The sequence below is a fragment of the Pseudoalteromonas sp. SG45-3 genome, from assembly GCF_014164075.1.
GTDB lineage: Bacteria > Pseudomonadota > Gammaproteobacteria > Enterobacterales > Alteromonadaceae > Pseudoalteromonas > Pseudoalteromonas distincta.
In genome coordinates this window covers 33,222-58,198 of the sequence record NZ_JACJEN010000002.1, presented here as the reverse complement: position 1 = coordinate 58,198, position 24,977 = coordinate 33,222, and the positions used below count along the sequence as shown (strand labels likewise).

20 protein-coding genes are annotated in these 24,977 nt (G+C 39.1%); 4 read left to right on the top strand and 16 right to left on the bottom strand.

Going from position 1 to position 24,977, the window contains the following annotated elements; translation table 11 throughout:
- Positions 1-83: 83 nt before the first annotated feature.
- From H5126_RS02655 to H5126_RS02645, 3 genes are read left to right on the top strand one after another with little or no spacing between them, the layout of a single operon-like run.
- A complete protein-coding gene (locus H5126_RS02655; protein WP_182715861.1) occupies positions 84-1,346 on the top strand; it encodes a PotD/PotF family extracellular solute-binding protein in 1,263 nt (420 codons plus the stop codon).
- A complete protein-coding gene (locus H5126_RS02650; protein ID WP_182720360.1) occupies positions 1,346-4,564 on the top strand; it encodes an ATP-binding protein in 3,219 nt (1,072 codons plus the stop codon). Before H5126_RS02655 ends, H5126_RS02650 begins: the two co-directional genes overlap by 1 nt.
- A 59-nt stretch (positions 4,565-4,623) precedes the next feature.
- Positions 4,624-6,831, top strand: a complete 2,208-nt coding sequence (locus H5126_RS02645) for an EAL domain-containing protein (RefSeq protein WP_182720359.1) — start codon at positions 4,624-4,626, stop codon at positions 6,829-6,831.
- A 72-nt stretch (positions 6,832-6,903) separates the two neighbouring features.
- On the opposite strand, the gene H5126_RS02640 is transcribed toward H5126_RS02645, so the two are convergent.
- Both H5126_RS02640 and proB read right to left on the bottom strand, forming a co-directional pair.
- Positions 6,904-8,151, bottom strand: coding sequence for a glutamate-5-semialdehyde dehydrogenase (locus H5126_RS02640; RefSeq protein ID WP_182712017.1), 1,248 nt, complete (start codon positions 8,149-8,151; stop codon positions 6,904-6,906).
- Positions 8,148-9,254 (bottom strand): glutamate 5-kinase, encoded by a 1,107-nt coding sequence (proB, locus tag H5126_RS02635; RefSeq protein ID WP_002957876.1) that lies wholly within the window; start codon positions 9,252-9,254, stop codon positions 8,148-8,150. Before proB ends, H5126_RS02640 begins: the two co-directional genes overlap by 4 nt.
- Positions 9,255-10,126: 872 nt before the next feature.
- Here proB and H5126_RS02630 point away from each other — a divergent pair.
- Complete coding sequence (locus H5126_RS02630; RefSeq protein ID WP_002957877.1) at positions 10,127-11,974, top strand: sodium:proton antiporter; 1,848 nt, start codon at positions 10,127-10,129, stop codon at positions 11,972-11,974.
- A 69-nt stretch (positions 11,975-12,043) separates the two neighbouring features.
- On the opposite strand, the gene H5126_RS02625 is transcribed toward H5126_RS02630, so the two are convergent.
- From H5126_RS02625 to rpsC, 14 genes are all read right to left on the bottom strand, one after another.
- Positions 12,044-12,682 (bottom strand): tetratricopeptide repeat protein, encoded by a 639-nt coding sequence (locus H5126_RS02625; protein WP_039489024.1) that lies wholly within the window; start codon positions 12,680-12,682, stop codon positions 12,044-12,046.
- A 111-nt stretch (positions 12,683-12,793) separates the two neighbouring features.
- On the bottom strand, positions 12,794-14,107 hold the full coding sequence (locus H5126_RS02620) for an adenylosuccinate synthase (protein ID WP_024597266.1): 1,314 nt from the start codon (positions 14,105-14,107) through the stop codon (positions 12,794-12,796).
- A 214-nt stretch (positions 14,108-14,321) separates the two neighbouring features.
- Complete coding sequence (gene hflC / locus H5126_RS02615; protein WP_002957880.1) at positions 14,322-15,200, bottom strand: protease modulator HflC; 879 nt, start codon at positions 15,198-15,200, stop codon at positions 14,322-14,324.
- A gap of 5 nt (positions 15,201-15,205) precedes the next feature.
- Complete coding sequence (gene hflK / locus H5126_RS02610; protein ID WP_002957881.1) at positions 15,206-16,375, bottom strand: FtsH protease activity modulator HflK; 1,170 nt, start codon at positions 16,373-16,375, stop codon at positions 15,206-15,208.
- A gap of 100 nt (positions 16,376-16,475) precedes the next feature.
- On the bottom strand, positions 16,476-17,765 hold the full coding sequence (gene hflX, locus H5126_RS02605; RefSeq protein WP_182720358.1) for a ribosome rescue GTPase HflX: 1,290 nt from the start codon (positions 17,763-17,765) through the stop codon (positions 16,476-16,478).
- A gap of 15 nt (positions 17,766-17,780) precedes the next feature.
- The gene (gene hfq, locus H5126_RS02600; RefSeq protein ID WP_024597268.1) at positions 17,781-18,044 is read right to left on the bottom strand and encodes an RNA chaperone Hfq; all 264 of its coding nucleotides are present in this window, start codon (positions 18,042-18,044) and stop codon (positions 17,781-17,783) included.
- Between the two features lie 78 nt (positions 18,045-18,122).
- Positions 18,123-19,040 carry a tRNA (adenosine(37)-N6)-dimethylallyltransferase MiaA gene (gene miaA, locus H5126_RS02595; protein ID WP_182720357.1) on the bottom strand — a complete coding sequence of 306 codons (918 nt, stop codon included), beginning with the start codon at positions 19,038-19,040 and terminating at the stop codon, positions 18,123-18,125.
- A gap of 10 nt (positions 19,041-19,050) precedes the next feature.
- Entirely contained in the window at positions 19,051-20,898 is a 1,848-nt protein-coding gene (gene mutL, locus H5126_RS02590; protein WP_182720356.1) for a DNA mismatch repair endonuclease MutL, read from the bottom strand.
- A 33-nt stretch (positions 20,899-20,931) separates the two neighbouring features.
- On the bottom strand, positions 20,932-22,275 hold the full coding sequence (locus tag H5126_RS02585; RefSeq protein ID WP_138489744.1) for an N-acetylmuramoyl-L-alanine amidase: 1,344 nt from the start codon (positions 22,273-22,275) through the stop codon (positions 20,932-20,934).
- A gap of 27 nt (positions 22,276-22,302) precedes the next feature.
- On the bottom strand, positions 22,303-22,770 hold the full coding sequence (gene tsaE / locus H5126_RS02580) for a tRNA (adenosine(37)-N6)-threonylcarbamoyltransferase complex ATPase subunit type 1 TsaE (protein ID WP_182712012.1): 468 nt from the start codon (positions 22,768-22,770) through the stop codon (positions 22,303-22,305).
- A gap of 622 nt (positions 22,771-23,392) precedes the next feature.
- Entirely contained in the window at positions 23,393-23,650 is a 258-nt protein-coding gene (rpsQ, locus tag H5126_RS02575; RefSeq protein ID WP_002957888.1) for a 30S ribosomal protein S17, read from the bottom strand.
- Complete coding sequence (gene rpmC, locus H5126_RS02570) at positions 23,650-23,841, bottom strand: 50S ribosomal protein L29 (RefSeq protein WP_002957889.1); 192 nt, start codon at positions 23,839-23,841, stop codon at positions 23,650-23,652. Before rpmC ends, rpsQ begins: the two co-directional genes overlap by 1 nt.
- On the bottom strand, positions 23,841-24,254 hold the full coding sequence (gene rplP / locus H5126_RS02565; RefSeq protein ID WP_002957890.1) for a 50S ribosomal protein L16: 414 nt from the start codon (positions 24,252-24,254) through the stop codon (positions 23,841-23,843). Before rplP ends, rpmC begins: the two co-directional genes overlap by 1 nt.
- A gap of 12 nt (positions 24,255-24,266) precedes the next feature.
- On the bottom strand, positions 24,267-24,968 hold the full coding sequence (gene rpsC / locus H5126_RS02560; protein ID WP_002957891.1) for a 30S ribosomal protein S3: 702 nt from the start codon (positions 24,966-24,968) through the stop codon (positions 24,267-24,269).
- Between the last annotated feature and the right edge of the window lie 9 nt (positions 24,969-24,977).

The window sequence follows — 24,977 nt, the reverse complement described above, 5'->3', positions numbered from 1 at the left end:
AATTTTAAATTTATCCATTCAACTTGTGTCTTTACAAGTTCTTAGCTATACATAATGTCACACATTAGTACTTTAGGCTTAACATGGACAACCCTAAGCGTTCAACGCTAAAAAAGCTAGCTGCAATAGGTTTAACAGCTGGTGCAATAACACATGCGCCTTATGTTTTTGCCCGAAAAAAAGTCACATTAAGAGTGCTTGGTACGCATGTAACACTCCAAGAGGCTATCCGCAAGCAAGCGATGAGTGACTTGGGTATTAATATAGAATTTACTCCCGCAGGCAGCGCTGCTGTTTTGCAAAAGGCATCAATGGACCCTAACTCCTTTGATTTATACGAACAATGGTCAGACAGCATTAATGTGCTTTGGGATGCAGGTTCCATTCAGCCAATAGAAAAAAAACGACTCACCTACTTTAACGAGATAAATCCACTTACTAAAACGGGAAAACTAACCGAAACTGCAAGTATTGGTGCAGGTGATGCCCCCTATAAATTATTAAATGTTCAACCCGATGGCACATTAAGCGCACAAGAAAGCGATCATCTTAGCTTTTTACCTTATGTGCATAATGTTGACTCTTTTGGTTACAACACCGACTTTATTAAGCCCGGTATAGCATACGAAACAGAAAGCTGGAGTTGGCTGCTTAATGACGAGAACAGAGGTAAAGTAGCTATTGTAAATGCGCCTACCATTGGATTATTTGACCTAGCCCTAGCAGCACAAAGTAAAGGGCTTATAAAGTTTAACGATATAGGTGCAATGACCCGCTCCGAACTTGATAGATTGTTTAGTATATTACTCGACTTTAAACGCCAAGGTCACTTTAGTGGCTATTGGAACTCGGTTCCTGAGTCGATTGAATTTATGAAAAGTAAACGAGCCCACATAGAAAGTATGTTTTCGCCTGCCGTGTCTGCATTAAACAGCCAAAATATTAATGTACGATTTGCCGCGCCAAAAGAAGGCTACCGAGGCTGGCATGGTGTTATGTGTTTATCGTCACAAATACAAAGTAGCGCAAAAGATGCTGCGTACGATTATATGAATTGGTGGCTTTCAGGCTGGCCTGGTGCATTTATTGCTCGCCAAGGTTATTACATTAGTAACCCGCAGCGCTCTAAACTACTCCTATCTCAGTCTGAATGGGATTACTGGTACGGTGGAAAAGCAACAAACATAGATTTATTAAATACCAATGGCGATGTAGCAGTAAAAGCAGGTGGGCAACGTAATGGCGGTAGTTACCATAAGCGCTTTAGTAATGTAGCAGTGTGGAATACAGTTATGCCAACCTATGACTACAGCCTGCAAAAATGGTATGAGTTGATTAGCCGATAATGATAATAAACTCAATTAAATCAAAAATAATATTAGCTCTGTGTTCGCTGATTGGATTACTTCTTTTACAGAGCTATTTGTTTAACTATTCGCAAACGTCTTTACTTAACTTGCAAAAATCGCAACATAACGCGCTTATTCAAAGTGAAGCTGTAACTAACTTAGAAAACGATATTATCTCCCTGCAAGCGCATGCGGTCTCATTTATTGACAATGCAAATGAAAATACGATTACCAAATTTAATTTTTACTTAAATAAGGCAAATCTAGATCTTAAGCAACTAAAAGCAAACACTCAAAACCATACACCACAGTACAAAAATTCACTAATACGCCTTGGCGAATATTTAAATAATTACCAAGATACATTTGGCCAAGTTGTCATAAACAGACAAAAACGCGAACACCTTTACACCACTCAGTTCAAAAAACCTATTGATGACTTACAAGTAACAATTATTGATTTAGAAGAGTCTTCAAACAATGACAATAAAGTTATTTTTAACGATGTTTTACTCACAATAAGTAATTTAAAGCACGCTGCTGTAAGCTACCTTTATAAGCCTAACTTTGATGAAGCGCAAAATGTAAAACAAAACCTAGATTACTTACATAAAAAACTAACGAGCACGTCTGTAATAAATGAGTCCTTCTCCAATAAAACAATAAGCTTAAAACAAGCTTATAACAAACTTGTATTGCTAACCCGCAGCTACACTTTTTCTGTAAATGTAGTGCTAACTGGCATAGAAAACGAATTGCTGTATTTAACTAATGAAATTAAAAATATAGAAAAAAATAAACTAACCGAAACAGAAGAGCTACTAAGTAGCCACTTAACAAAAAATACAGAACAGGCAAATATATTTGCCGTTTTAATTATGTTAATCATTTTATTGTTAAGCTACTTTATTTTTAGATCGGTTATAAAACCGATTACCCAGCTCACTTTATTACTTAAGGACATGAATAACGAAAAGCCAGTAACTATTTCAAATACCAGCCAAAATCAAACTGAAATAGCGTCGGTAATAAAAGCAGCCAACGCTTTATATTTAAAAAATAAGCAAACCAAAGAGCTACTCAATGAAACCCGAGTATTAAATTCCCAAATGGAAGCAATGAATGCCGACTTGACGAGCGCTATGGAGCAAACCGATAAAGCCAATAAAACAAAAATAGACTTTGTAGCCAATATGAGCCATGAACTTCGCACTCCAATGAATGGCATATTAGGTATGTTGCAGCTATTACAAAGCAGTGAGCTTCCCTCAAGGCAAAAACATTACGCAGATAAAGCTTTTTCAAGTGCTCAAAATTTATTGCAGATTTTAAATAATATTCTGGATTTTTCTAAACTAGAATCGGAAAAAGTCCAGTTAGAGCAAATCCCTTTTACCTTACATACTATTGTTTCTAACGTTCAAAATTTATTCTCAACAAATGCCAAGCAAAAAGGCTTGCTACTAAATTTTACTTTACACGTTGATGCAGGACTTGAACTTATTGGCGACCCAATGCACTTAAGCCAAATAATAAATAACTGTGTAGGTAACGCAATTAAGTTTACTGAGCATGGTGAAATATCATTAATTATAGAAGCGACATCTCAACACGAAAAAACAATAAACCTTCGCTTTAGTATAAAAGACACGGGTATTGGGATGACTGAAGAGCAATCAAAAATTATATTCCAGTCTTTCTCGCAAGGTGATTCAAGCACAACAAGAAAGTATGGTGGAACCGGTTTAGGACTCACTATAAGCAAACAATTAACTAAACTGCTTGGCGGAGATATACAAGTAAGGAGCACGATTAATCAAGGTAGCGAGTTTTTCTTCACTCTACCCTTTACCTTATCTGAGCAGCAAAAACTTAAAAAACATGCCCTATTAATTAGCCCCGATAATGAGCAAATTAAAAAATTAATGGACTTACTAAGTGATATAAATATAACAACAGAAACCACACAAGAACCATTAAGAGCCATTGCTAAAATGGCTCAACCTAATAGCCCATTTAGTATTGTAATAATGTCGATAAAACAAAAAGAGCTCAAAGATAACTTTATATTACAACAACTGTATGCTCAAAATAAAAATACTAATGAAAAATTGACGCTTATTTTATTGATTACTGATGAAGAGTCTCCTGAGCCAATTGCGAAAAATGAAAGTATAGACATTACACTTATTGGTAATAAGAATAGTGAAGTAGAAATTTTAAGGAAGCTTTCACCTGATAATTTTAAAGAAAAGCAATTAAGGCCTCATCCTAAATTCTCGGGTTTTAATGCATTGGTGGTTGACGATAATAAGATTAACCAAGAAATAGCTTCTGCCCTTTTAGCAAGGTTAGATATGGCCGTGATCATTGCTAATGATGGACATGATGCATTAGGTAAAGTAGAGACAAATGACATTGATATTATTTTTATGGATGTTCAGATGCCAGTTATGGACGGCTTAGAGGCAACAAGTATATTAAGAGAGCGGGGCTACAAAACTCCCATAATTGCAATTACAGCAGCCGCAGATCCTAATGATAAAAAAGCAGCGTTTAGAGCGGGTATGGATGACTTTTTAGTAAAACCAATTATTTTTGATGCTCTTTTCGAAAGTATAGAAAAACACCTACAAAGTAACAAACCATTAAATACAATTAATCTGCAGCTGGCAAAAGACAACGTAGAAAACAATGATGAATTGTTAGCTAAATTATTTACTCAGTTTGTCAACGATTACAATGACTTTTCAACTAAAGCTGATATATTAATCAAAAATGGAGAGTTAGAAAGCTTAATTCGACTAGTACATACACTTAAAGGATTGGCCGGAACATTAGGCTTGGAGCTACTGCAACAAAGCACGCAAAGTATTGAGAAAAACTTAATAGGTGAGAAGAGTATTAACTTATCTAGCTTTAATGAGCAATTAACTCTTACACTTTTTGCTGTAAAACAATTTTTGATAGCTGAGGGCTTTAAAAAAGAGCATAAGCAACTAAATCAGTTAGAAAACGAAGACTCGGTTATTGATAATATATACTCATTAGCATTAACGGCTCGCCCTGTACCTAGCAGTTTGATTAGACAGCTAGAAATGGATCAATATGATAGAGGACACTCTTTATTTAAGCTCAAAGAAGCAATTGATCATTTTAACTACGCGTTAGTGATTGAGCTTATTGATAAGTATAAAAACGATAATAAAAATTAGGCATAACCACTAACCTGAACTAGATTTAATATTGTAAAGAACGCAGAGAAGGACAGATAGTGCATTCAAATTACCTCGCAAACAGTAATGGATTAACCACAGAGCAAAAGCATAAACCTTTAATTCTTATTGTTGATGACGAACCTAGTAATTTACACGTATTAGTTGAAGGGCTTTTAACGGACTACGATGTACGTATTTCGACTAGTGGTGAACAAGCATTAGTATTTGTTGAGTCAACTCGCCCTGATTTGATTTTATTAGACATAATGATGCCTGGCATGGACGGCTACGAAGTATGCAATATACTCAAAGCGAAACAAAATACTAAAGGGATCCCTGTTATATTTGTCACTGCGCTTACCGAAGAAGAGTCTGAAGAAAAAGGCTTTGCAATGGGCGCTATTGACTACATTCATAAGCCTTACAAATTAGCACTGGTAAGAGCGCGTATTCGCACGCATATAACAGCTCAAGGGATGTTAGACCGTCTCATTGAAAAAAACTTTGACCTACACGATAAGCTTCTCGAAATAGAATCTCTAGCACAAGAACTAACCCAACGAGAAGAAGAATTAAAGCTACTTTCCTCTAAGCAACAGTTGTTTTATCAAGCTTTAACAGGCACTGCTGACGGTGTAGTAATAACTGATAGCGATGGTAAAATAATTGCCGTTAACCCTTCTTTTTGTCGAATTACAGGATACTGTGAAGCTGACTCTTTAAAAATGCAATTGCACGATATAAAGAAAAACAATCATCCTAGTATTAGTTTTGATCAGGTGTGGGAGCATGCTAACAAAGCCGGTTACTGGAGTGGCGAACTTGTTACAAGACGAAAAAATGGCGAACTATATCCAGAGCTTTTAACACTAACAATGGTTAAAGGTGAGCAAGATACTAACGTACACTACATTGGTGTATTTAGTGATATATCGAGTGTTAAAATAACTCAAGAGCGTATTGATTATTTAACATGGCATGATGAGCTAACAGGTTTACCTAATCGAAATGGCTTTTTAAAGCAATTAGAGCAACAGCTTCAAACCTGCAATACGGATAAAACCTACGCTTATATTTATATTATTGATATTGATAGCTTTCACTCAATAAATGATGGTTTAGGGCTCCTTGCAGGAGATAATATACTTAAAGATCTTACTAAACGTATTCATACTCATATTGATAAAAAAGATGTTATTGCCCGTTTAGGGAGCGATGAATTTGCAACACTGTGCATTGTAGATAAAGGAGTTGGTCGTGCTAGAGCACAAATAATTGCAGAACGAAAAGCTCAAGAGTTACTCATAGCAATAAATCACCCATTTATATTTAATGATCAAGAAGTAAGCTTAACGGTAAGTATTGGCACGTATATTTTTCCGCGTGAGGATCAATGGGAAAGTGCTATAGAAACAATTAGAAATTGTGAAGCGGCCTGCTACAAAGCAAAAGAAAAAGGCGGTAACAGAATCACCTTTTTCGATACTTCATTTGGCGAGCAAGCAAAGCGCCGCTTCGAAATAGAGCAAGATTTACGCAAAGCAATTGCACAAAATGAGTTGTCTCTGTATTTGCAATCGCAATTTGATCGCAATCAAGAACTTAAAGGTGCTGAGGTTTTATTAAGATGGGAGCATCCCCAAAAAGGCTTTATTAGCCCTGGTGAGTTTATATCTATAGCTGAAGAGTCAGATATAATTTATGACTTAGATTGCTGGGTGACTACAAATGCGCTAGAAATATTAACGCAACTTAGTAAAACTCACCCTGAGTTAAACCTATCAATTAATGTAAGTGGTAGGCACTTTCATGAAGCGCGTTTTTTAAGCTTTATTAGCCAACAAATAAAGCAACATAGCATTAATCCTCAGCAACTCACTATTGAGATAATTGAAGGGACATTGCTTAATCATATGGAAGCGGCTATTGAGGCTGTTCACTGTCTCAAGAAACTAGGTATTAGGGTATCTATTGATGACTTTGGTACTGGGTATTCGAGTTTAACTTATCTAAAACAATTACCTATACAAGAACTAAAAATTGACCGCTCTTTTGTATTGGAAGCACCGACTGATAATAACGATAAGTTAATTATTGATATGATTGTAAGCTTAGGCCGTTTATTCGAGTTAGAGATTGTAGCTGAAGGCGTAGAGAACCAATCCCATTTTGATTTATTGCAGGAATATCCAGAAGTTATTCTTCAAGGCTACTATTTACATAGACCTGAACCTGCAAGCGATTGGCTTGATAAATTAAAATAACCGTTGCGTAATTTACAAACTAAAAAGCCGAGCATGAATATGCTCGGCTTTTTATGGACTTAATTTTTGCAGTTACTCGCGAACTTGGCCAACTCCATTAACTAAATACTTTTCTGTCGTTAGTGATTCGAGGCCCATAGGACCGTATGCATGTAGCTTGGAAGTAGCTATTCCAATCTCTGCACCTAGGCCCAATTGTGAGCCATCAGAAAAACGAGACGATGCGTTAACCATTACTACAGAAGCATCAACACTACGTTGGAATAACTCTGCAGCAGCTTCATTTTTAGTACAAATTACTTCTGTATGGTTTGATCCAAACTGTGCAATGTGTTCAACCGCTGCCGTAAAGTTTGGTACAACGCGAATAGCGATTTCTAGGTCTAGATATTCTTCACCAAATTCGTTATCAGCTAGGACTGTTGCGTTATCAAAGTATTTAGCTGCAAAGCTGTCAGCATTTATTTTTACACCTTCTTGGCGTAATACAACTGCACACAAATTTAAAAACTCATCTGCCACATCTTGATGCACAACTAAACCTTCTAGTGCATTACAAACACCGGTACGCTGGGTTTTACCGTTAAGCAGTAAGTTAAGCGCAATTTCTAGGTCGGCATCTTTATCTACATATAGATGACAAACGCCTTTGTAATGCTGAATTACTGGGATCGTACTGTTTTCAGTAACAAAGTTAATTAAACCCTCGCCGCCGCGTGGAATGATTAAATCAATGCTTTCGCGTTGCTGCATCAGTTCCATTAACAGCGCACGGTCTGGATCTGGAATCACTGAAATAAGTGATACCGGTAAGTTGTGCTTCTCAAGTACGCTGTGCATTACACTTGCGATAGCTTGTGAACTTTTAAGTGCTTCTTTGCCGCCACGTAAAATTACGCCATTACCTGATTTAAAACATAATGCACCAGCGTCTGCTGTCACATTCGGGCGTGCTTCGTAAATCATACATACAACACCAAGAGGTACTCGCATTTTGCGAATTTTAATACCATTTGGGCGCTCAGTAATATCACGTAGCTGACCAACAGGATCATCTAGGCTTACTATTACTTCAATGCCTTCTGCCATTGCTTCAATGCGCTCATCGTTTAGCGTTAAGCGGTCTATCATTGAGGCTGCTAAGTTATTGTCGCGTGCTGCGCTTAGGTCACTCTCGTTTTCTTTGATTATAAATGCTTTTTGCTCTCTTAGTGCCGCTGCCATTTCAACTAGTACTTGATTTTTAGTCTCGGTGTCGAGTAAAGCAAGTGTATGGGCAGCTTTAGCTGTCTGGCGTGAAATGTCCGTAATTAAGCTCATGACTTCTCCAATAATGCGATATGTTTTTCAGATATAACTGGTCCAATTGAATCCTGCATTTTTTCGCTGAATTCACTCTGTTCGTTGTCTGCAATAAAGTTTAACAAACAGCTACTATAATTTGCGGTCGCTTTAGCTAAACGCGTACCGTCTTCACTACGTACTAAAATAGTATCACCAACAGCAAATTCACCATGGACTTCCATGATTTCGTCACCACGAATACAGCCGCTTTCCCCTTCAAGAGATTCATCAAATGATCCATCAACAACAACTTCACCTTGCTCGTTTGCTGTGTGTGTCATCCAATGAATAGAGTCCTGCATCGGTTTTTCGTACGGTAAAAATACACTACCTGGGTTTTCTCCAGCTAGCAGTTTTGTAAATGTTTCTTCTTTAAAGCCATTTATAATATAAGTCGCTATACCATGTGACGTTGCTTTTTCTGCCGCTTCTATTTTAGTTTTCATACCACCAGTACCTACCGCACTTGTAGCACATCCTGCCATAGCATAAATAGATTCATCAATTGATTTTATTTCAGGCAGTAACACCGCATCATCATGTAAGTTAGGGTTTTTATCATATAGCCCATCAACGTCTGAGAATATTAATAAAGCATCGGCATCGGCAGCTGCTGCGACCATTGCTGATAAGTTATCGTTGTCCCCTACTCGTAAATCGTCGGTGGTTACGGCATCGTTTTCATTAATGATAGGAAGTACACCATGTTCAAGTAAAGTGAACACGGTTTCACGGATGCTCTGGTAACGCTCGCGGTCACGTAAATCGCCATGCGTTAATAATAGCTGCGCAGATGGAAAGTCAAAAAAGCGGTCCCACATGGCAATCATTTCTGTTTGACCCGCTGCCGCCATTGCTTTTTTCATTACCACAGAGCGTGGTTTGTCTGATGGGAATAAATGTGCGCCAGCCGCTACAGAACCCGATGATACTAAAATCACCTCGATTCCACGGGCACGACAACGAACAATGAACTGTGCGATGGTTAATATGTAACGCGAACGGCAGCCATCTTGATCTGGTGCAATTAATGCACTACCTACTTTAAGTACGATACGTCGCCAATTTAACTTTTGCATAAATGCTCAACTTTCCATTTTATCTGCGCTCACCTTAATTAGACGAGCTAAAACTAAGTAGCTAGGTTTAAAACATAGCTTCGAATTTGTCTTTCATTTAGGCAACACTTTTTTTTTACACACACACGAAAACCATATCTAAAACAATAAGCTTAGATTTAAGGTTAAGTATAAAGTAGCAACAACCCAATAATATCGAGCAGCACTAATCAAAAAATTTAAAAGTGTTGTTTATGCATCGCTGTAAAAAGCTGTGTGTGGCTTTTTTATTAACAACATACATAGAGCCTCTAAAGTCTGATACACCAACAGATAGGGTGAAGACCAAAGGACCGAGATTTAACCGCCACGATGGGGGTTAAACATTGAAAGTAATAGTTCAACTCAAACCTTTATTTACTTAAATAATTAAATAAACTTGTTTAGCAAAACCATACCAAGAGTTCGGCAAATGAAATTATGTAGTGTTCGAATACTAGTAACACCACTAATTCATGATTATAAAGATTAAAAATGACGTTAAGATTAACAAACCACTTTTACTTCCAATAAACTTCATTAGATAACTAATTATTAGAACACGAAGCATATTACACTAAATACCCCTTAAAAATCAAGGTTAAAATTCGAGCGAAGCTAATTCCTCCTCGTTTGTGGTGTTAGATTGTTATTAAAATTCAACCAATTAAACAATTAATACAGCTTAAAATAAGGCGGCTTAACACGCGCAAAATAATTTAAGCCTACTAATCTTCTATAAGCAGCTAAAATTGATTAGTAATATTTGAATTTCCCGTGTATACCCCTGTATTAATAATTAACAAAAGTTATACTTTCTAAACAAACCGTCATAAATAAGGAATTCTTAATCTATGTCAGCAATTTACATAGCCGGTATCGCACTTTGCTCTGTGCTTGCCCAATGGGTCGCGTGGGCTTTTAGAGTGCCCGCTATTCTTTTCTTATTGCTTACTGGTCTTTTACTTGGGCCATTTAGTGGTGTTTTAGACCCTGATGCATTGTTAGGTGATTTACTGTTTCCAGTTGTATCACTAAGTGTTGCCATCATTTTATTTGAAGGATCCTTAACTCTGCATTTCAGAGAGCTAAAAGGAATCGGAAAAGTTGTAAGAAACCTTTGCTCCATCGGCATGCTTACTACCTGTATTATTATTAGCCTCAGCGCCTATTGGTTGCTTGAACTTAATTGGCGTGTAGCTGCGGTATTAGGTGCAGTGCTAGTTGTAACAGGCCCTACTGTTATAGCACCGCTATTAAACTCAATGCGCCCAACACAAGACATTGACCGCATACTTCGATGGGAAGGTATTGTAATAGACCCGATCGGCGCATTATTCGCTGTATTAGTATTTGAAGCCGTAATGCTGGTAGGCCAAGGCGAAGTATTTAGCCACACTATTATTGCTTTAGTTAAAACCCTAGGTGTTGGATTAAGTATTGGTGTTGCTGCTGGTTGGTTAACAACACTATTAATGCGCCGCGAGTGGCTACCATTTGAATTACATAAGTTTGGTATATTGGCATTAGTACTCATTAGTTTTTCTGTATCAAACTATTTAAGCCATGAATCAGGCCTATTAGCAGTGACTGTATTTGGTATTTGGCTTGCTAACCAAGACGATTTAGAAATAGATTCTGTACTTGAGTTCAAAGAAGACTTGTCGATGATATTAATATCAACGCTGTTTATTTTACTTGCAGCACGCTTACAGCTCTCTGATTTAATGATGCTCGACAGCGATGTATTTATATTTTTAGCTATCGTGCTTTTTGTTGCTCGGCCACTGTGTATTGCTATTTCGACCTTTGGTACTGACTTACCAATGAAGTCTCGTTTGGTACTTGCCTGGATAGCTCCACGCGGTATAGTCGCCGCAGCCGTTGGGTCAGTATTTGCGCTTAGCATGATGGAGTCTGGTGTTGCGGATGCTGAAAAAATGGTACCTCTTATATTTACAGTAATTATAATTACCGTTGTACTACAGAGCTTAACCGCCATTCCTGTCGCCAAGCTATTAGGTGTACGCCAGCCATCACCAAATACAATATTAATTATTGGTGCAAACCATGTATCGCGTGCAATCGGCCGAGGCTTACAAGAGCAAAACATTCCGGTTCACCTGTCAGATCCTGCATGGGAAAACTGCAGAATGGCACGTATGGATGGTTTAGCTTGTTATTATGGTAACCCGCAATCAGAGCATGCTGAACGCTACTTACCTCTAACAACGATTCGTAGTGTATTAGCATTATCGCCAAATCGTCATCATAATGCGTTAGGTGTTCAATACTTTTCGCATTTACTTAATGAGAAAAATGTATTTTCGCTACGCTCATCAACGTCGCATGCAAAAGCAAATAAAGACAGCGCAACGTTTTTATCTAGACAAATACTGTTTGGAGACGAAGGCTCGTATGCACGTTTAAGCAGTATTATAGCTAAAGGCGGTAAGGTTAGTTCAACACGTATCTCGGATGAGTTTAGCTGGGAACAATACTTAGAAATGAACCCTGAGGCTATCCCTTTATTTATTCTCAAAGGTGATAAAGACAGTGATGACGATACACCAATTAAGCTAAGACCGTTTACAATCAACATGGAAAAACCGCCGCAAGAAGGCGAACGCGTTGTTGCTTTACAGCCGCCTAAAATGTCAGTTTTAAAAGACCCGCAAACAAAGGCTAAAGAAGACAGTTAAATACTTTTACAGTCTGTAAAAACTAAAAAACCCTAACTTAAAAAGTTAGGGTTTTGTTTTTAACAGCCATTAAATAGGAAGGCGAGCTCGAGCAACCACACTATCTGGCATTTTTTGCGCTAACTTAGTCAGCGCTCGCTCAATTTTTCTATGAGTCGCTTTATCTGCCACCATAGAATTAAATAGCCAACGATAGGCATCTTCAAAATCACGCGGGCTGCCATAACCATCATTAAATAATTTAACTAAACGTAGTTGTGCTTTTAAATTGCCTTGCGACGAGGCTTCACGCAAATAGGTAATTGCCATTGCTTTATCTTGCTGAACTAAGCGACCAGTGTCGTAGTATCGTCCCAATTGCTCTAGCGCTGCCGCTAAGCCTTGCTCAGCTGCTTTTCGCATGTAATACACACCTAACTCTACATTGCGATCAACGCACACGTTATAAGCCAGCATATCGCCGTATAAAAATTGATAAGACGGCAATGCCATTTTATTGGCTCGTGCTTCTATATCTTGCACCAACTGGCAATCATCTGCCTTTACGCGCGCTAAATGCGTATTTTTATTTATTAACGCAATTAGCTCTGATTCTGTATATAGCGGCACAGCAGCAGGGCTTTCTGTAGCTAAGCTGTTGGTTGCTATAAATAAAGACAGCGGTATTAACGAAAGCCTTAGTACGCAATTACGATTAAATAAACGCATGTTCACCACTTATATAAATAAACTTATTAAATAATATACAAAGATCGTTCCAAGGTGAATTTTAGACACAAAAAAAGCTGCACGAAGCAGCTTTTTTTAATCTAATGGTAATTACGCAAACGGATTGCGAAGCACCATAGTTTCTACACGGTCAGGACCTGTAGAAATAATATCAATTGGAACACCCGTAATTTCTTCAATACGTTTGATGTAGTCAATCGCAGCTTTTGGTAAACCGTCAAGACTAGTTACACCAACAGTGTTTTCTGACCAACCTGGCATTTCTTCGTATACTGGTGTTACTTTATCGTAACCTTCAGCCGCTAATGGTGTTACGTTAGTAACTGTGCCATCTTCAAGCTTGTAACCAGTACAGATTTTAAGTGTTTCTAAGCCATCTAAAACATCAAGCTTAGTTAAACAAAAACCTGAAATACTGTTGATTTGAACTGCACGGCGCATAGCCACTGCATCTAACCAACCAGTACGACGAAGTCGACCTGTTGTAGCGCCAAACTCATGGCCTTTATCACCTAGGTGCTTACCAACTGGATCTTGTTTATCAAGACCGTCGTAAAGCTCTGTAGGGAAAGGACCTGAACCAACACGTGTAGTGTACGCTTTGATAATACCTAACACGTAGTCAAGGTTTAGTGGACCAAAACCAGCACCAGTCGCAACGCCACCAGCGGTAGTGTTTGAAGATGTTACATAAGGGTAAGTACCGTGATCTATATCAAGTAACGTACCTTGTGCACCTTCAAATAAAATGTTTTCGCCTGCTAAACGCGTTTGATCTAAAAGCTCAGTTACATCTACAACCATTGCTTTTAAGATATCAGCAACAGCCATTGCATCATCAAACGTTTTTTGGAAATCTACAGCATCTACTTTGTAGTAGTTAACTAAAGTGAAGTTGTGGTACTCAAGCACTTCTTTTAATTTAGCTGCAAATACTTCAGGATTAAATAAATCGCCTACGCGTAAACCACGACGTGCTACTTTATCTTCGTACGCAGGACCGATTCCACGGCCAGTTGTACCAATAGGCTTATCGCCACGAGCTGTTTCGCGGGCTACATCTAATGCAACATGGAAAGGCAAGATTAGCGGACATGCTTCACTTATTAAAAGACGCTCGCGTACTGGTACGCCGCGCTCTTCAAGCATGCCAATTTCTCTCATTAGCGCTTCTGGTGATAAAACTACACCATTACCAATCACACATTTAACATTGTCACGTAATACACCCGATGGAATAAGGTGTAGAACCGTCTTTTCACCTTCGATAACTAAAGTATGACCCGCATTGTGGCCACCTTGATAACGAACTACTAAAGATGCTTTGTCTGTAAGGAGATCAACTACCTTACCCTTTCCTTCGTCACCCCATTGGGTGCCTAATACAACAACGTTTTTACCCATCGTAAATTCACTTAGAGAAAATTAGGACGAGATTTTACCAGAAAACTAAAGTAAAGATCACCCCTGTTCAGCTTATTTTTTCTGCGGGCAATTGTTATATCCAAATATTGACCAATAACCACATAAATAACAGTGATTTAACGCACTAGTTTGTATTTAACAAAAAGCCCCGCAAATGCGAGGCTTTTTAACTTTTAAATAATTAACGTAAAGTCTATTGAGCTTTAGCGCCTTTCATATATTGGAAGAAGTCGCTATCTGGTGAAAGCACCATAACATCTTGCTTATCTTTAAAAGTCTTTTTGTAAGCTTCAAGTGAACGTACAAAACTAAAGAACTCAGGGTCTTTGTTATACGCATTAGCATAAATGCCTGCAGCATCAGCATCGCCTTGACCACGTACAGAACGTGCATTACGCTCAGCATCAGCAAGCATTACAGTTACACGACGGTCAACACCCGCACGAATGGTCTCAGCTTTTTCCTGTCCTTCAGAACGGTGCTCTTTTGCAACAGCAGTACGCTCAGCGCGCATACGTTGGTAAATAGAGCTACTTACTTCTTGTGGTAGGTTAATTTGCTTAACACGTACGTCTAGTACTTCAATACCAAGCTCACGCGCACTTTCAGAAGCTTGTACTAACGCTTCTTCCATCAATTCGCTACGCTCACCCGATACAATTTCACGAATTGTACGTGTACCAAAGTTTGTACGAAGACCATTATTTACTTTTTGTTTAAGTAGCGTTTCAGCGTATTGCTTATCGCCACGTGCACGTAAGTAAAAAGCGCTAAAGTCGTTAACACGCCATTTTACAAACGAATCAACAATTAAGTCTTTTTTCTCACTAGTAACAAAACGGTCTGGCGCACCATCTAGCGTTTGAATACGTGCATCAATACGACGTACTTGGCTAAAAAATGGCACCTTAAATTGTAGGCCTGGGCCATATACAATCGCTTTGTCGTCGCTATCTTTTTGTACTTTACTGAATAACATTACAATTGCTTTTTGCCCTTCAGGTACAACAAATACCGATGAGAAAGACATAACAATGGCAGCTAATAGTATTACTAAACTAAAGTTTTTCATTATGATTATCTCCCATCATTGAAGCGGTCGTTGTTAAAGCGGTCATTGCCACTGTTAACAGAGCTATTACGCGACGTATTTACTTTATTACGTAAATCTTGAATATCACTAGAGCTTGGAAGTGCAACACGTGTTGCGGTTCCTTGCTTGTCCATGATTTTATCAAGAGGTAAATACATCATGTTATTGCCGCCTTTAACATCAACCAATATTTTAGAGCTACTGCCTAGCACTTCTTCCATTGCATCAATGTATAAGCGCTCACGAGTAACTTCTTTAGCTGCTTGATATTCAGGTAATAGCTTTTCAAAGCGAGCTACCTCACCTTGTGCTTCTAATGTTATACGCTCTTGGTAACCTTCAGCTTCTTGAGTCATACGCGTTACTTGACCACGAGCACGAGGCTCAATTTCACGAGCATATGCTTCTGCTTCACGGATGAAACGTTCTTCATCTTCTTGTGCAGCAATTGCATCATCAAATGCATCTTTAACTTCAGTTGGCGGACGAGAGTCTTTAAAGTTCACGTCAGTAACAATTAAACCTAAGTTATATGGTTCGATAATCTTATTAAGCTCATCCCATGTATTTTGACGAACAACCTCACGGCCATTAGTTAATACTTGGTCCATTTTTGCATGGCCCACAACATAACGTAGTGCACTGTCTAGCGCTTCTTCTAAGCTACTATCAGCGTTAGTTACGCTAAATTCATAAAGGTATGGGTCAATAACACGGTATTGCACCTGAAACTCAACGCTCACTACGTTTTCGTCTTCAGTAAGCATAAAACCAGAAGCCGATAATGAACGAACAGCTTCAATATCTACTGGGATTACCGTTTCGATGAAAGTCATTTTCCAACGCAAACCAGGATCAGCAATTCGGTCATATTTACCAAATTGTAGAACCACACCACGCTCGGCTTCTTTAACCGTATAAATACCACTTAACGCCCATACAATAACGGCGATAATAAGTATGAATGAAATACCGGCTCCGCCAAGTCCACCGCCGCTACCATTGCCGGATTTTTTCCCGCCAAATAAGCCGCTGAACTTGTTACTAAACTTGCGGAACACCTCGTCTAAATCAGGTGGGCCTTGATCACGTCCGCCTTTATTATTCCACGGATCTTTGTCATTGCCATTATTACCCGGTTCATTCCAGGCCATAGCTATACTCCATTGTTATCTAAATAAATTAGGAAATTGTGTTAAATCTAACAAATCTACCGCGTTTCTCATACAAAAACCGACATTAAAACGTCAATTTTTAATTACGGTTGATAAAACCAGCAATTTCAGGACCAAATTCTTTAATTAAACGATTCCACTCAACCATTGGCATTCTAACATCTAACAGCCAATTACCTTGCTCATCAAATTGCTCTTCATGCACTGCATTTAAACTGAACAATGCAGCTCTTAAGCGACCATACAATGGCGTAAGAAATAATGTTTCGTTAAACATCTTCTTAGCTAGTAACTCACTGATTGCCTCGCTAAGTAATTCACACCCTTCACCAGTCTGAGCGCTAAGCCATACTCTTATAGGTTGACCTTCGTTATCTCGATCAATACGTGGGCTTACGTTATCCAGCGCATCAATTTTATTATAAATTAATAGCTGTGGTACTTCATCGGCCTCAATTTCTTTAAGCACCGATTGTACTTGTTCAATATTTTCTTGCAGACGTGAGTCTGCGGCATCAATTACATGTAACTGCAAATCAGCTTCGCGAGTTTCAGTAAGCGTTGCTTTAAAAGCAGCAACTAAGTCATGTGGTAGGTGACGAATAAAGCCCACTGTATCAGCTAAGATAACAGGGCCAACATCACCTAACTCAAGCTTACGTAGAGTCGGGTCAAGCGTGGCAAACAACTGATCGGCCGCGTATACATCTGAATTTGTAATTCGATTAAATAATGTAGATTTACCCGCATTGGTATAACCAACTAATGAAACTGTAGGTATTTCGTTGCGAGTACGAGCTCGCCTACCTTGTTCACGTTGCACTGCAACTTTAGCTAAACGTGCACGAATATTTTGAATACGGGCACGAAGTAATCTTCTGTCAGTTTCAAGTTGAGTTTCACCAGGACCACGTAAACCAATCCCGCCTTTTTGACGTTCAAGGTGAGTCCAGCCTCGAATTAATCGAGTCGACATATGGCGAAGTTGAGCCAATTCAACTTGCAGCTTACCCTCGTGGGTACGTGCGCGCTGGGCAAAAATATCAAGAATTAGCGTCGTTCTATCAAGCACACGACATTGACAAACGCGCTCTAAATTACGCTCTTGTGATGGCCTGAGTTGATGATTAAAAATTACGACATCTGCTTTGTGGATTTTGACAATCTCAGCTATTTCCTCTGCTTTACCGGTACCGACGAATAGTTTCGGATGTGGTGCTTGACGGCTGCCTTGCACAACCGCCAAACTACTAACACCAGCAGAAGATACCAACATCTCTAATTCATGAAGATCTTCACGATCTCCTTCTTTAGGTAAGTCGATATGAACTAAAATTGCCTGTTCGCCGGATTCATAGCGGTCAAACAAACATTATGCTCCTAATTAAAAGTTTCCAGCTTCTGCCTCTTCAGTGTCTTCACTCCCTTGAACTGCTTGGAAGTTAACTGCGCGAGCAGGGACAACTGTAGAAATTGCATGCTTATAAACCATTTGATTTACGGTGTTCTCTAGTAAAATAACAAATTGGTCAAATGACTGAATTTTGCCTTGTAATTTTATGCCATTTACCAAAAAGATTGATACTGGAATGCGCTCACGTCGTAGTGCATTCAAAAATGGGTCTTGTAACGATTGGCCTTTTGCCATGTTATTGTTCCTTCGTTCTAGGTGTTATTATAATTAAGTGGCTGAACTTATTTGATAAAAAACAATATTCAACTACTACTAGCTTAGCGAACTTACTACACGATGCAAGTTTTCTTCGTCGCCTGTTGTTAACCAAGTAACATTAGGCCAACTACGAAGCCACGTTAACTGCCGTTTTGCCAGCTGACGTGTTGCTGCGATGCCACGAAAAACCATTTCATCATGGTTTGTTTCACCCGCAAGGTAATCCCACATTTGTCTATAACCAACACAACGAATAGAAGGCATATTGGGGTGTAAATCCTTACGTAGATATAGGGTCGAAACTTCATTTTCAAACCCCTGATCAATCATTATTTTAAACCTTTCTTCAATTCGGCGGTGTAATTCACTGCGTTCTTGCGGTGCAATCGCAAATTGATGAAAAGTATAAGGTAAAGCCGGCTGTTTTTGCATTTGCAACTCAGTCATGGTCTTACCAGTTAACCTGTAAACCTCTAAAGCTCGATTAATTCTTTGTGAATCATTTTCACTTATTTTTTCGGCTGCTTTTGGGTCAACTTTAACTAATTCTTTATATAAATGAGGCCAGCCAAATTCTTTCGCTTGCGCTTCTAACTCTGCTCTTATCTCTGTATCTGCTTCAGGTAAAGGCGATAAACCATCAATTAAAGATTTGAAGTACAGCATTGTACCTCCAACCAATACAGGCACTTTACCTTGTCTGTGAAATTCGTCAATTTTTTGCACTGCATCGCGCCTAAAATCTGCAACTGAATACGTTTCACTCGGGTCAAGTAGATCAATTAAATGATGCGGAGCTTTGGCTAATTCTTCCGCATCAGGTTTTGCTGTACCAATGTCCATACCTTTATACACTAGCGCTGAATCTACGCTGATTATTTCTGTATTTAAATGCTCGCACAGCGAGATTGCCAATGCTGTTTTACCTGCTGCAGTTGGACCCATTAAAAATATAACTGGTAAATTACTCAACACTGATACCTTAATCTAATTGCGTTAAATAGTGATTTAGCTCTATTTTAACTGCTTTTTTACGCAAGCGTTCAATAGTTTGTGGATTATTTTGTAAGCGCATTTGTTGCGCTAAAAATACATTGCTTAAATAAAATCGGGTCGGCACGCATTTCATTTGCCATTCTAACCAATTTTCTATATTTTCAAGTTTTGCTTTACACGCATCAAGTAGCTCACCTACCGCTGCACTTACGTCAAGTAAATATAAACACGCTGGCAATTTTTTAACCATTACAAATTGTTTTTCTATTACAAGTTCAAAACCAAGTAAGGTAAACCACGATTGCTGGGATTCTATAAGTAAGCAATCTTCTTTTTCTAAGTTTACTCGCACTGGTAACAAAAGGGCTTTCCCTTCTAAACTTCCGAACTCTTTAATTTGATTATGCCAATCATCAACTAATGCATATTTAAAATGTGAGCAATACAATTGCTGCTCTTCACTAAAGACACACACTCCTTCACTAACGCTTATAATAGAAACAGCTTTTAAGACATTATCCACAGATACGGACTGGTGTGGTGCTGCAGATATATTGGCTGCATTATCAAAATGCGCGGCGTGTTGCTCACTCACTCCTTGATAAAACGCATTTACGTCATGATGGCTCGTACTTGGTGCAGCACGGTATGCACCGCCAACACTTCTAGTACCTGAGGACGAACTTGAGCTACCAGCACTTCCAGAGTAAGAGGGCTGTAATTGCGATTTAGGGTAATCAAACACTCCTTCGCTTTCTATATTATTAGCACTGCTATGCGTTGACTCAATGAACGCTGGCGTGAGTTCTGCTGCTGTGCTCGCTGATTCGTTAGTGAATTCGCCTTGCAATGGCACTACTACCTGCTTAATAGCTTGCAATATAAAATCATGAATTAACCGCCCTTGATGAAAACGCACTTCATGCTTAGCAGGGTGAACATTTACATCAACCTGTCGCGGGTCAATATCAATATAAATGACAAAACCGGGTAATTCTTGTGTTCCACTTACTTCTTCAAATGCCTGCCGTATAGCATGCAAAATAAGCTTATCGCGCATCATGCGATTATTCACATAAGTGTACTGAGTCGTATTAGCTGAGCCTACAGGTAGCACCCAACCATGCAACTGTAAACCGCCTTCTCCTGATTGAATATGCAAACCTTGCTCGGCAAAGGCCTTGCCTGCAACTTGTGCTACGCGTGTTATAGCCTGAGAGGGATCAGTTTTGGCACGATACTGCCTTACTACTTTTTCGTTGTGAGTTAGTGTAATAGAGACATCAAAGCGACTAAGCGCAATACGCTTTATCAACTCATCAATATGGCTAAATTCAGTTTTTTCGGTGCGTAAAAATTTACGACGTGCTGGAGTATTAAAAAATAAATCTTTTACTTCAATGGTTGTGCCATCGGGATGCGCTACAGGTTTTACTTGAACGGCCATGTCGCGGCCTTCTGCAAAAGCTTGCCAAGCCGCTTCTTGCTCTTTTGGTTTTGAGCTCAGCGTTAAACGCGACACAGAACTAATTGACGCAAGTGCTTCCCCTCTAAAGCCAAGTGAGCAAATGTTTTCAAGGTCATCAAGTGATTTTAATTTACTTGTCGCGTGGCGAGAAAGTGCGAGCGTTAGCTCATCTTTACTTATCCCTGCGCCATTATCACGAATACGAATAAGTTTGTGGCCGCCGCGCTCAATATCAATTTGAATACGCGTTGCGCCAGCATCTAAGCTATTTTCAACAAGCTCTTTTACTACCGACGCTGGGCGCTCAACCACTTCGCCTGCGGCAATTTGGTTGGCTAAACGCGCGGGTAATATTTCAATATTCATGAGACTTCCTAGCAAACATTGCGCTAATAATGACTAACTTTGAGGTATATCGAGCTCTTGCCCAATAAATAAGGTATTAGAACTAAGCTTATTAACTTGTTTTAATTTATTGACTGTAACGCCATAGCGACTCGCTAACATACTTAAAGATTCACCGGGGCGTACTTTATGCTTTGTTGGATATTGCGACTTTAATTTAGCAAATAAAGAATCATCCGGCGGATTTTTCAAATAATAATTTTTAATTGAAGTAAATATAGCTTTAGCTAAACGCTCTTGATGATTAGGACTTTTAAGTAGCTTTTCTTCTCGCGGGTTAGATATAAACCCTGTTTCTACCAAAATAGATGGAATATCTGGTGATTTTAGTACTGCAAGGCTCGCATGCTGGGGATCTTTTTTATGCAGTTTGGCAACCTTACGAAGCTCTTTAACCACTTCGTCAGCTACATTTAAGCCAGTTTTCATAGAGTGGTCCATCGACATATCAAGCAACGCTTGTGCTAGATATTTTTCATTGGCGGCATCTTTCATTACATCAGCAGCGCCACCTAAAAGCTCGGAGTGTTTTTCTTTATCTTCTATCCATTTACCTATTTCTGAATTAGCACGTCTTAATGACAAAACCCACACAGAGGCACCATTTGGCCCAGGGCTTGTAAATGCATCAGCATGAATAGAAACAAAAAAATCTGCCTTTTTTTCACGGGCTCGATTAGTACGGGTATTTAATTTTACAAAATAGTCACCGCTTCGTACCATGCGCGAAATCATGCCACGTTCGCCATCAATCATGCGCTCTAAACGTTTCGCAATTTGCAGTGTAACTGTTTTTTCGTAGGTGCCTGATGGCCCAATTGAACCAGGATCTTCGCCGCCATGCCCCGCATCAATTGCAATAACAATGTCGCGCTCTTGGCTTAGTTGACGGTTTTTAGCGGCTGTTTGAGCAGGAGAAACAACTGTAGTAGCTTGGCTTTTATTGTATAAATCAACAACGAGTCTATTTTTATAAGGGCCTGTAGGTGCGAGGGCAAATACCACTGGCTTTATTGGCGCACTTAATTCAAATACTAAACGTACGCTTTGTTTATTTTTAGGTTTTGAGTAACGTAATTTGCTTACTATTTGATGTTTCGGGGGCACACCTGGCAATGTTTTTAACTCGCTAGTATTTTCTAAATCAATCACTAGGCGGCTAGGGTTTTTAAGCATGAAATAGCTAAAGTCGGGCTTATCATTTAAATCAAATACCACGCGCGTGCTATCTGGAGACGGCCATACACGCACACTATTGATTGTGTTTTTAGCCCATAGCGGCAAGCTTATGGTGATAACCATAAGATAAATAAAAAGTTTAACTACACCTCGGCTCATTGGATAATTACTGCCTTAACTATATTATTATTGATTATTTAGTTTTTCGACAATTGCTATACCGCGCTCACTCGCACTATTTATAACAATTTTACGTTCGTTACCCACATAGCTTAGAGTAATATCTAAATCAGGCACAGGAATAAATTCACCACCCTTTTCAGGCCATTCAACAACACAAATTGCGTCTGCTGAGAAATAATCGCGTATTCCCATGTATTCGAGTTCTTCAGGATCACCTAAGCGGTATAAGTCAAAATGATAAACATTTGCACGCTCAAGCTCATAAGGTTCTACTAGTGTATAGGTCGGGCTTTTAACCTTACCTGTATGGCCAAAGCCTTGCACTACACCTCGTGTAAACGTTGTTTTACCAGCACCTAAATCACCATGTAAATAAATAACCGCACCTTGCTCTATAATATCAGCAACGCGATTACCCATTGTAACCGTGGCAATCTCATCAGTTAAATGAAATTCAAAACTACGCGTCATTATTACCTCAAAAATTCATTCAAAAGCGCATATTTGCTAATCATACCAGAATATTCATTTAAGGCGATAAATTGAGGTTTTAGACATAAAAAAACCAGACAAGCGAATGATTAAGTTATATTTGAATATCTATTTTCGATACCTTAAAACTGTAACATTGAAATAAAGTAAGAGAAAAGTAACGCTACGGCTTATATGCCTATAGCAAGTATTAAAGTTACTGAGATATGTAAGCTTATAATCAAACTTTTATGATTCAGCCACTAGTTCTGATACTAAAAAATATATAGCAACAACGGAGTTGATGACACAAACCAGAAAACTACCCTGCATGCTTTTGTATTTCTGATAAAAAGATAATACCAATTCGCTTAATTAAGTGATCTATTTTGAGGCTGGAAAAACGTGTTGATAGCTAGGCAGAAATTCGCTATTTAGTTGTTCTAAATGAGCATTTTTTAAAGCAGGTAGCGACACGTTTAGCATCACAAAATGATTAAGTATTATTGCGGATTGGTATAAGTCCTAAATGTGTAAACACGTTTCAAGACAAGGCAGTTCCAGAAAACAAAAAGCCCCGGCTAATGCCAGGGCTTTTTTACAAAACTAACTTAATTAAAAATTAAGCTTGTTTTGGACTAGAAATAACGTCTACTAAAGTCCAAGATTTATTCTTAGAAATTGGTGCGCATTCACGGATAGTAACTACGTCACCCGCTTTTGCTGTGTTATTTTCGTCATGTACGTGTAACTTAGTCGTACGTTTAATGAATTTCCCATAGATTGGGTGCTTCACATAACGTGCGATAGCGATAGTGAAAGATTTTTCCATCTTGTCGCTGATTACACGGCCTTGAAGAGTACGAATTTTATCGCTCATTATTGACCTGCCTTCTGGTTAATAACTGTTTTTACACGCGCGATATCGCGGCGTACTGTTCTTAGCGTGTGTGTCTGAGCTAACTGACCAGTGCTAGCTTGCATGCGCATATTAAATTGCTCACGAAGTAGTCCTAGAAGTTCAGCATTAAGCTCTTCTACGCTTTTATCTTTTAGTTCGCTAGCTTTCATCACATTACCGTCCGAGTTACGAAAGTTGTTTTGAATGGCAGTTTACGAGCAGCAAGGTCAAACGCTTCACGAGCAAGCTCTTCTGAAACACCTTCCATTTCGTAAAGTACTTTACCAGGCTGAATTTCAGCAACCCAATATTCAACAGAACCTTTACCTTTACCCATACGAACTTCAAGAGGTTTTTCTGTAATCGGTTTGTCAGGGAAGACACGAATCCAGATTTTACCTTGACGTTTCACGTGACGCGTCATAGCACGACGAGCTGCTTCGATTTGACGAGCAGTCATACGGCCACGGCCAGTTGCTTTCAATCCGAAAGTACCGAAGCTTACTTTGTTACCGTTTTGCGCTAAACCGCGGTTGCGGCCTTTGTGCATTTTACGGAATTTTGTACGTTTTGGCTGTAACATTACTCGCTACCTCTACTTAGCACTTTTCTTGGCTTTCTTTGGTGCGCGTTTAGCTGGCTTCTCTTGCTCTTGTACTAGTGGTAAACCACCAATAACTTCGCCTTTGAAGATCCAAACTTTAACACCAATGATACCATAAGTGGTTAAGGCTTCAGAAGTTGCGTAATCGATATCAGCACGAAGAGTATGTAGAGGTACACGACCTTCACGATACCATTCTGAACGTGCGATTTCAGCGCCGCCAAGACGACCGCTAACTTCAACTTTAATCCCTTTAGAACCGATGCGCATTGCATTTTGTACCGAACGCTTCATAGCGCGACGGAACATAACACGACGTTCTAGTTGAGAGGCAATGCCGTCTGCTACTAGTTGTGCATCTAGTTCTGGTTTACGTACTTCAGAGATATTAATCTGAGCAGGTACACCAGCGATTTTAGTTACCGCTTGACGTAATTTTTCTACGTCTTCGCCTTTTTTACCGATAACAACACCCGGACGAGCCGTGTGAATTGTTACTCGGATTGATTTTGCTGGACGCTCAATAACGATTTTAGACACAGAAGCCGTTTTTAATTCCTTAGTAAGGAATGTACGAACTTTGTGATCGCCAAAAAGCTGTGCAGAGAAATCTTTTGAACTCGCGTACCAGGTAGAAACCCAAGGTTTAGATATACCTAGGCGAATACCAGTAGGATGAACTTTTTGTCCCATTACTTATAC

What these genes read in the sequence shown, in the direction of transcription:
- H5126_RS02655 (WP_182715861.1), top strand. Translation starts at nt 84, where the DNA reads ATGGACAACCCTAAGCGTTCAACGCTAAAAAAGCTAGCTGCAATAGGT.
- H5126_RS02650 (WP_182720360.1), top strand. Translation starts at nt 1,346, where the DNA reads ATGATAATAAACTCAATTAAATCAAAAATAATATTAGCTCTGTGTTCG.
- H5126_RS02640 (WP_182712017.1), bottom strand. Translation starts at nt 8,151, where the DNA reads ATGAGCTTAATTACGGACATTTCACGCCAGACAGCTAAAGCTGCCCAT.
- proB (WP_002957876.1), bottom strand. Translation starts at nt 9,254, where the DNA reads ATGCAAAAGTTAAATTGGCGACGTATCGTACTTAAAGTAGGTAGTGCA.
- H5126_RS02630 (WP_002957877.1), top strand. Translation starts at nt 10,127, where the DNA reads ATGTCAGCAATTTACATAGCCGGTATCGCACTTTGCTCTGTGCTTGCC.
- H5126_RS02625 (WP_039489024.1), bottom strand. Translation starts at nt 12,682, where the DNA reads ATGCGTTTATTTAATCGTAATTGCGTACTAAGGCTTTCGTTAATACCG.
- H5126_RS02620 (WP_024597266.1), bottom strand. Translation starts at nt 14,107, where the DNA reads ATGGGTAAAAACGTTGTTGTATTAGGCACCCAATGGGGTGACGAAGGA.
- hflC (WP_002957880.1), bottom strand. Translation starts at nt 15,200, where the DNA reads ATGAAAAACTTTAGTTTAGTAATACTATTAGCTGCCATTGTTATGTCT.
- hflK (WP_002957881.1), bottom strand. Translation starts at nt 16,375, where the DNA reads ATGGCCTGGAATGAACCGGGTAATAATGGCAATGACAAAGATCCGTGG.
- hfq (WP_024597268.1), bottom strand. Translation starts at nt 18,044, where the DNA reads ATGGCAAAAGGCCAATCGTTACAAGACCCATTTTTGAATGCACTACGA.
- mutL (WP_182720356.1), bottom strand. Translation starts at nt 20,898, where the DNA reads ATGAATATTGAAATATTACCCGCGCGTTTAGCCAACCAAATTGCCGCA.
- H5126_RS02585 (WP_138489744.1), bottom strand. Translation starts at nt 22,275, where the DNA reads ATGAGCCGAGGTGTAGTTAAACTTTTTATTTATCTTATGGTTATCACC.
- tsaE (WP_182712012.1), bottom strand. Translation starts at nt 22,770, where the DNA reads ATGACGCGTAGTTTTGAATTTCATTTAACTGATGAGATTGCCACGGTT.
- rpsQ (WP_002957888.1), bottom strand. Translation starts at nt 23,650, where the DNA reads ATGAGCGATAAAATTCGTACTCTTCAAGGCCGTGTAATCAGCGACAAG.
- rpmC (WP_002957889.1), bottom strand. Translation starts at nt 23,841, where the DNA reads ATGAAAGCTAGCGAACTAAAAGATAAAAGCGTAGAAGAGCTTAATGCT.
- rplP (WP_002957890.1), bottom strand. Translation starts at nt 24,254, where the DNA reads ATGTTACAGCCAAAACGTACAAAATTCCGTAAAATGCACAAAGGCCGC.
- rpsC (WP_002957891.1), bottom strand. Translation starts at nt 24,968, where the DNA reads ATGGGACAAAAAGTTCATCCTACTGGTATTCGCCTAGGTATATCTAAA.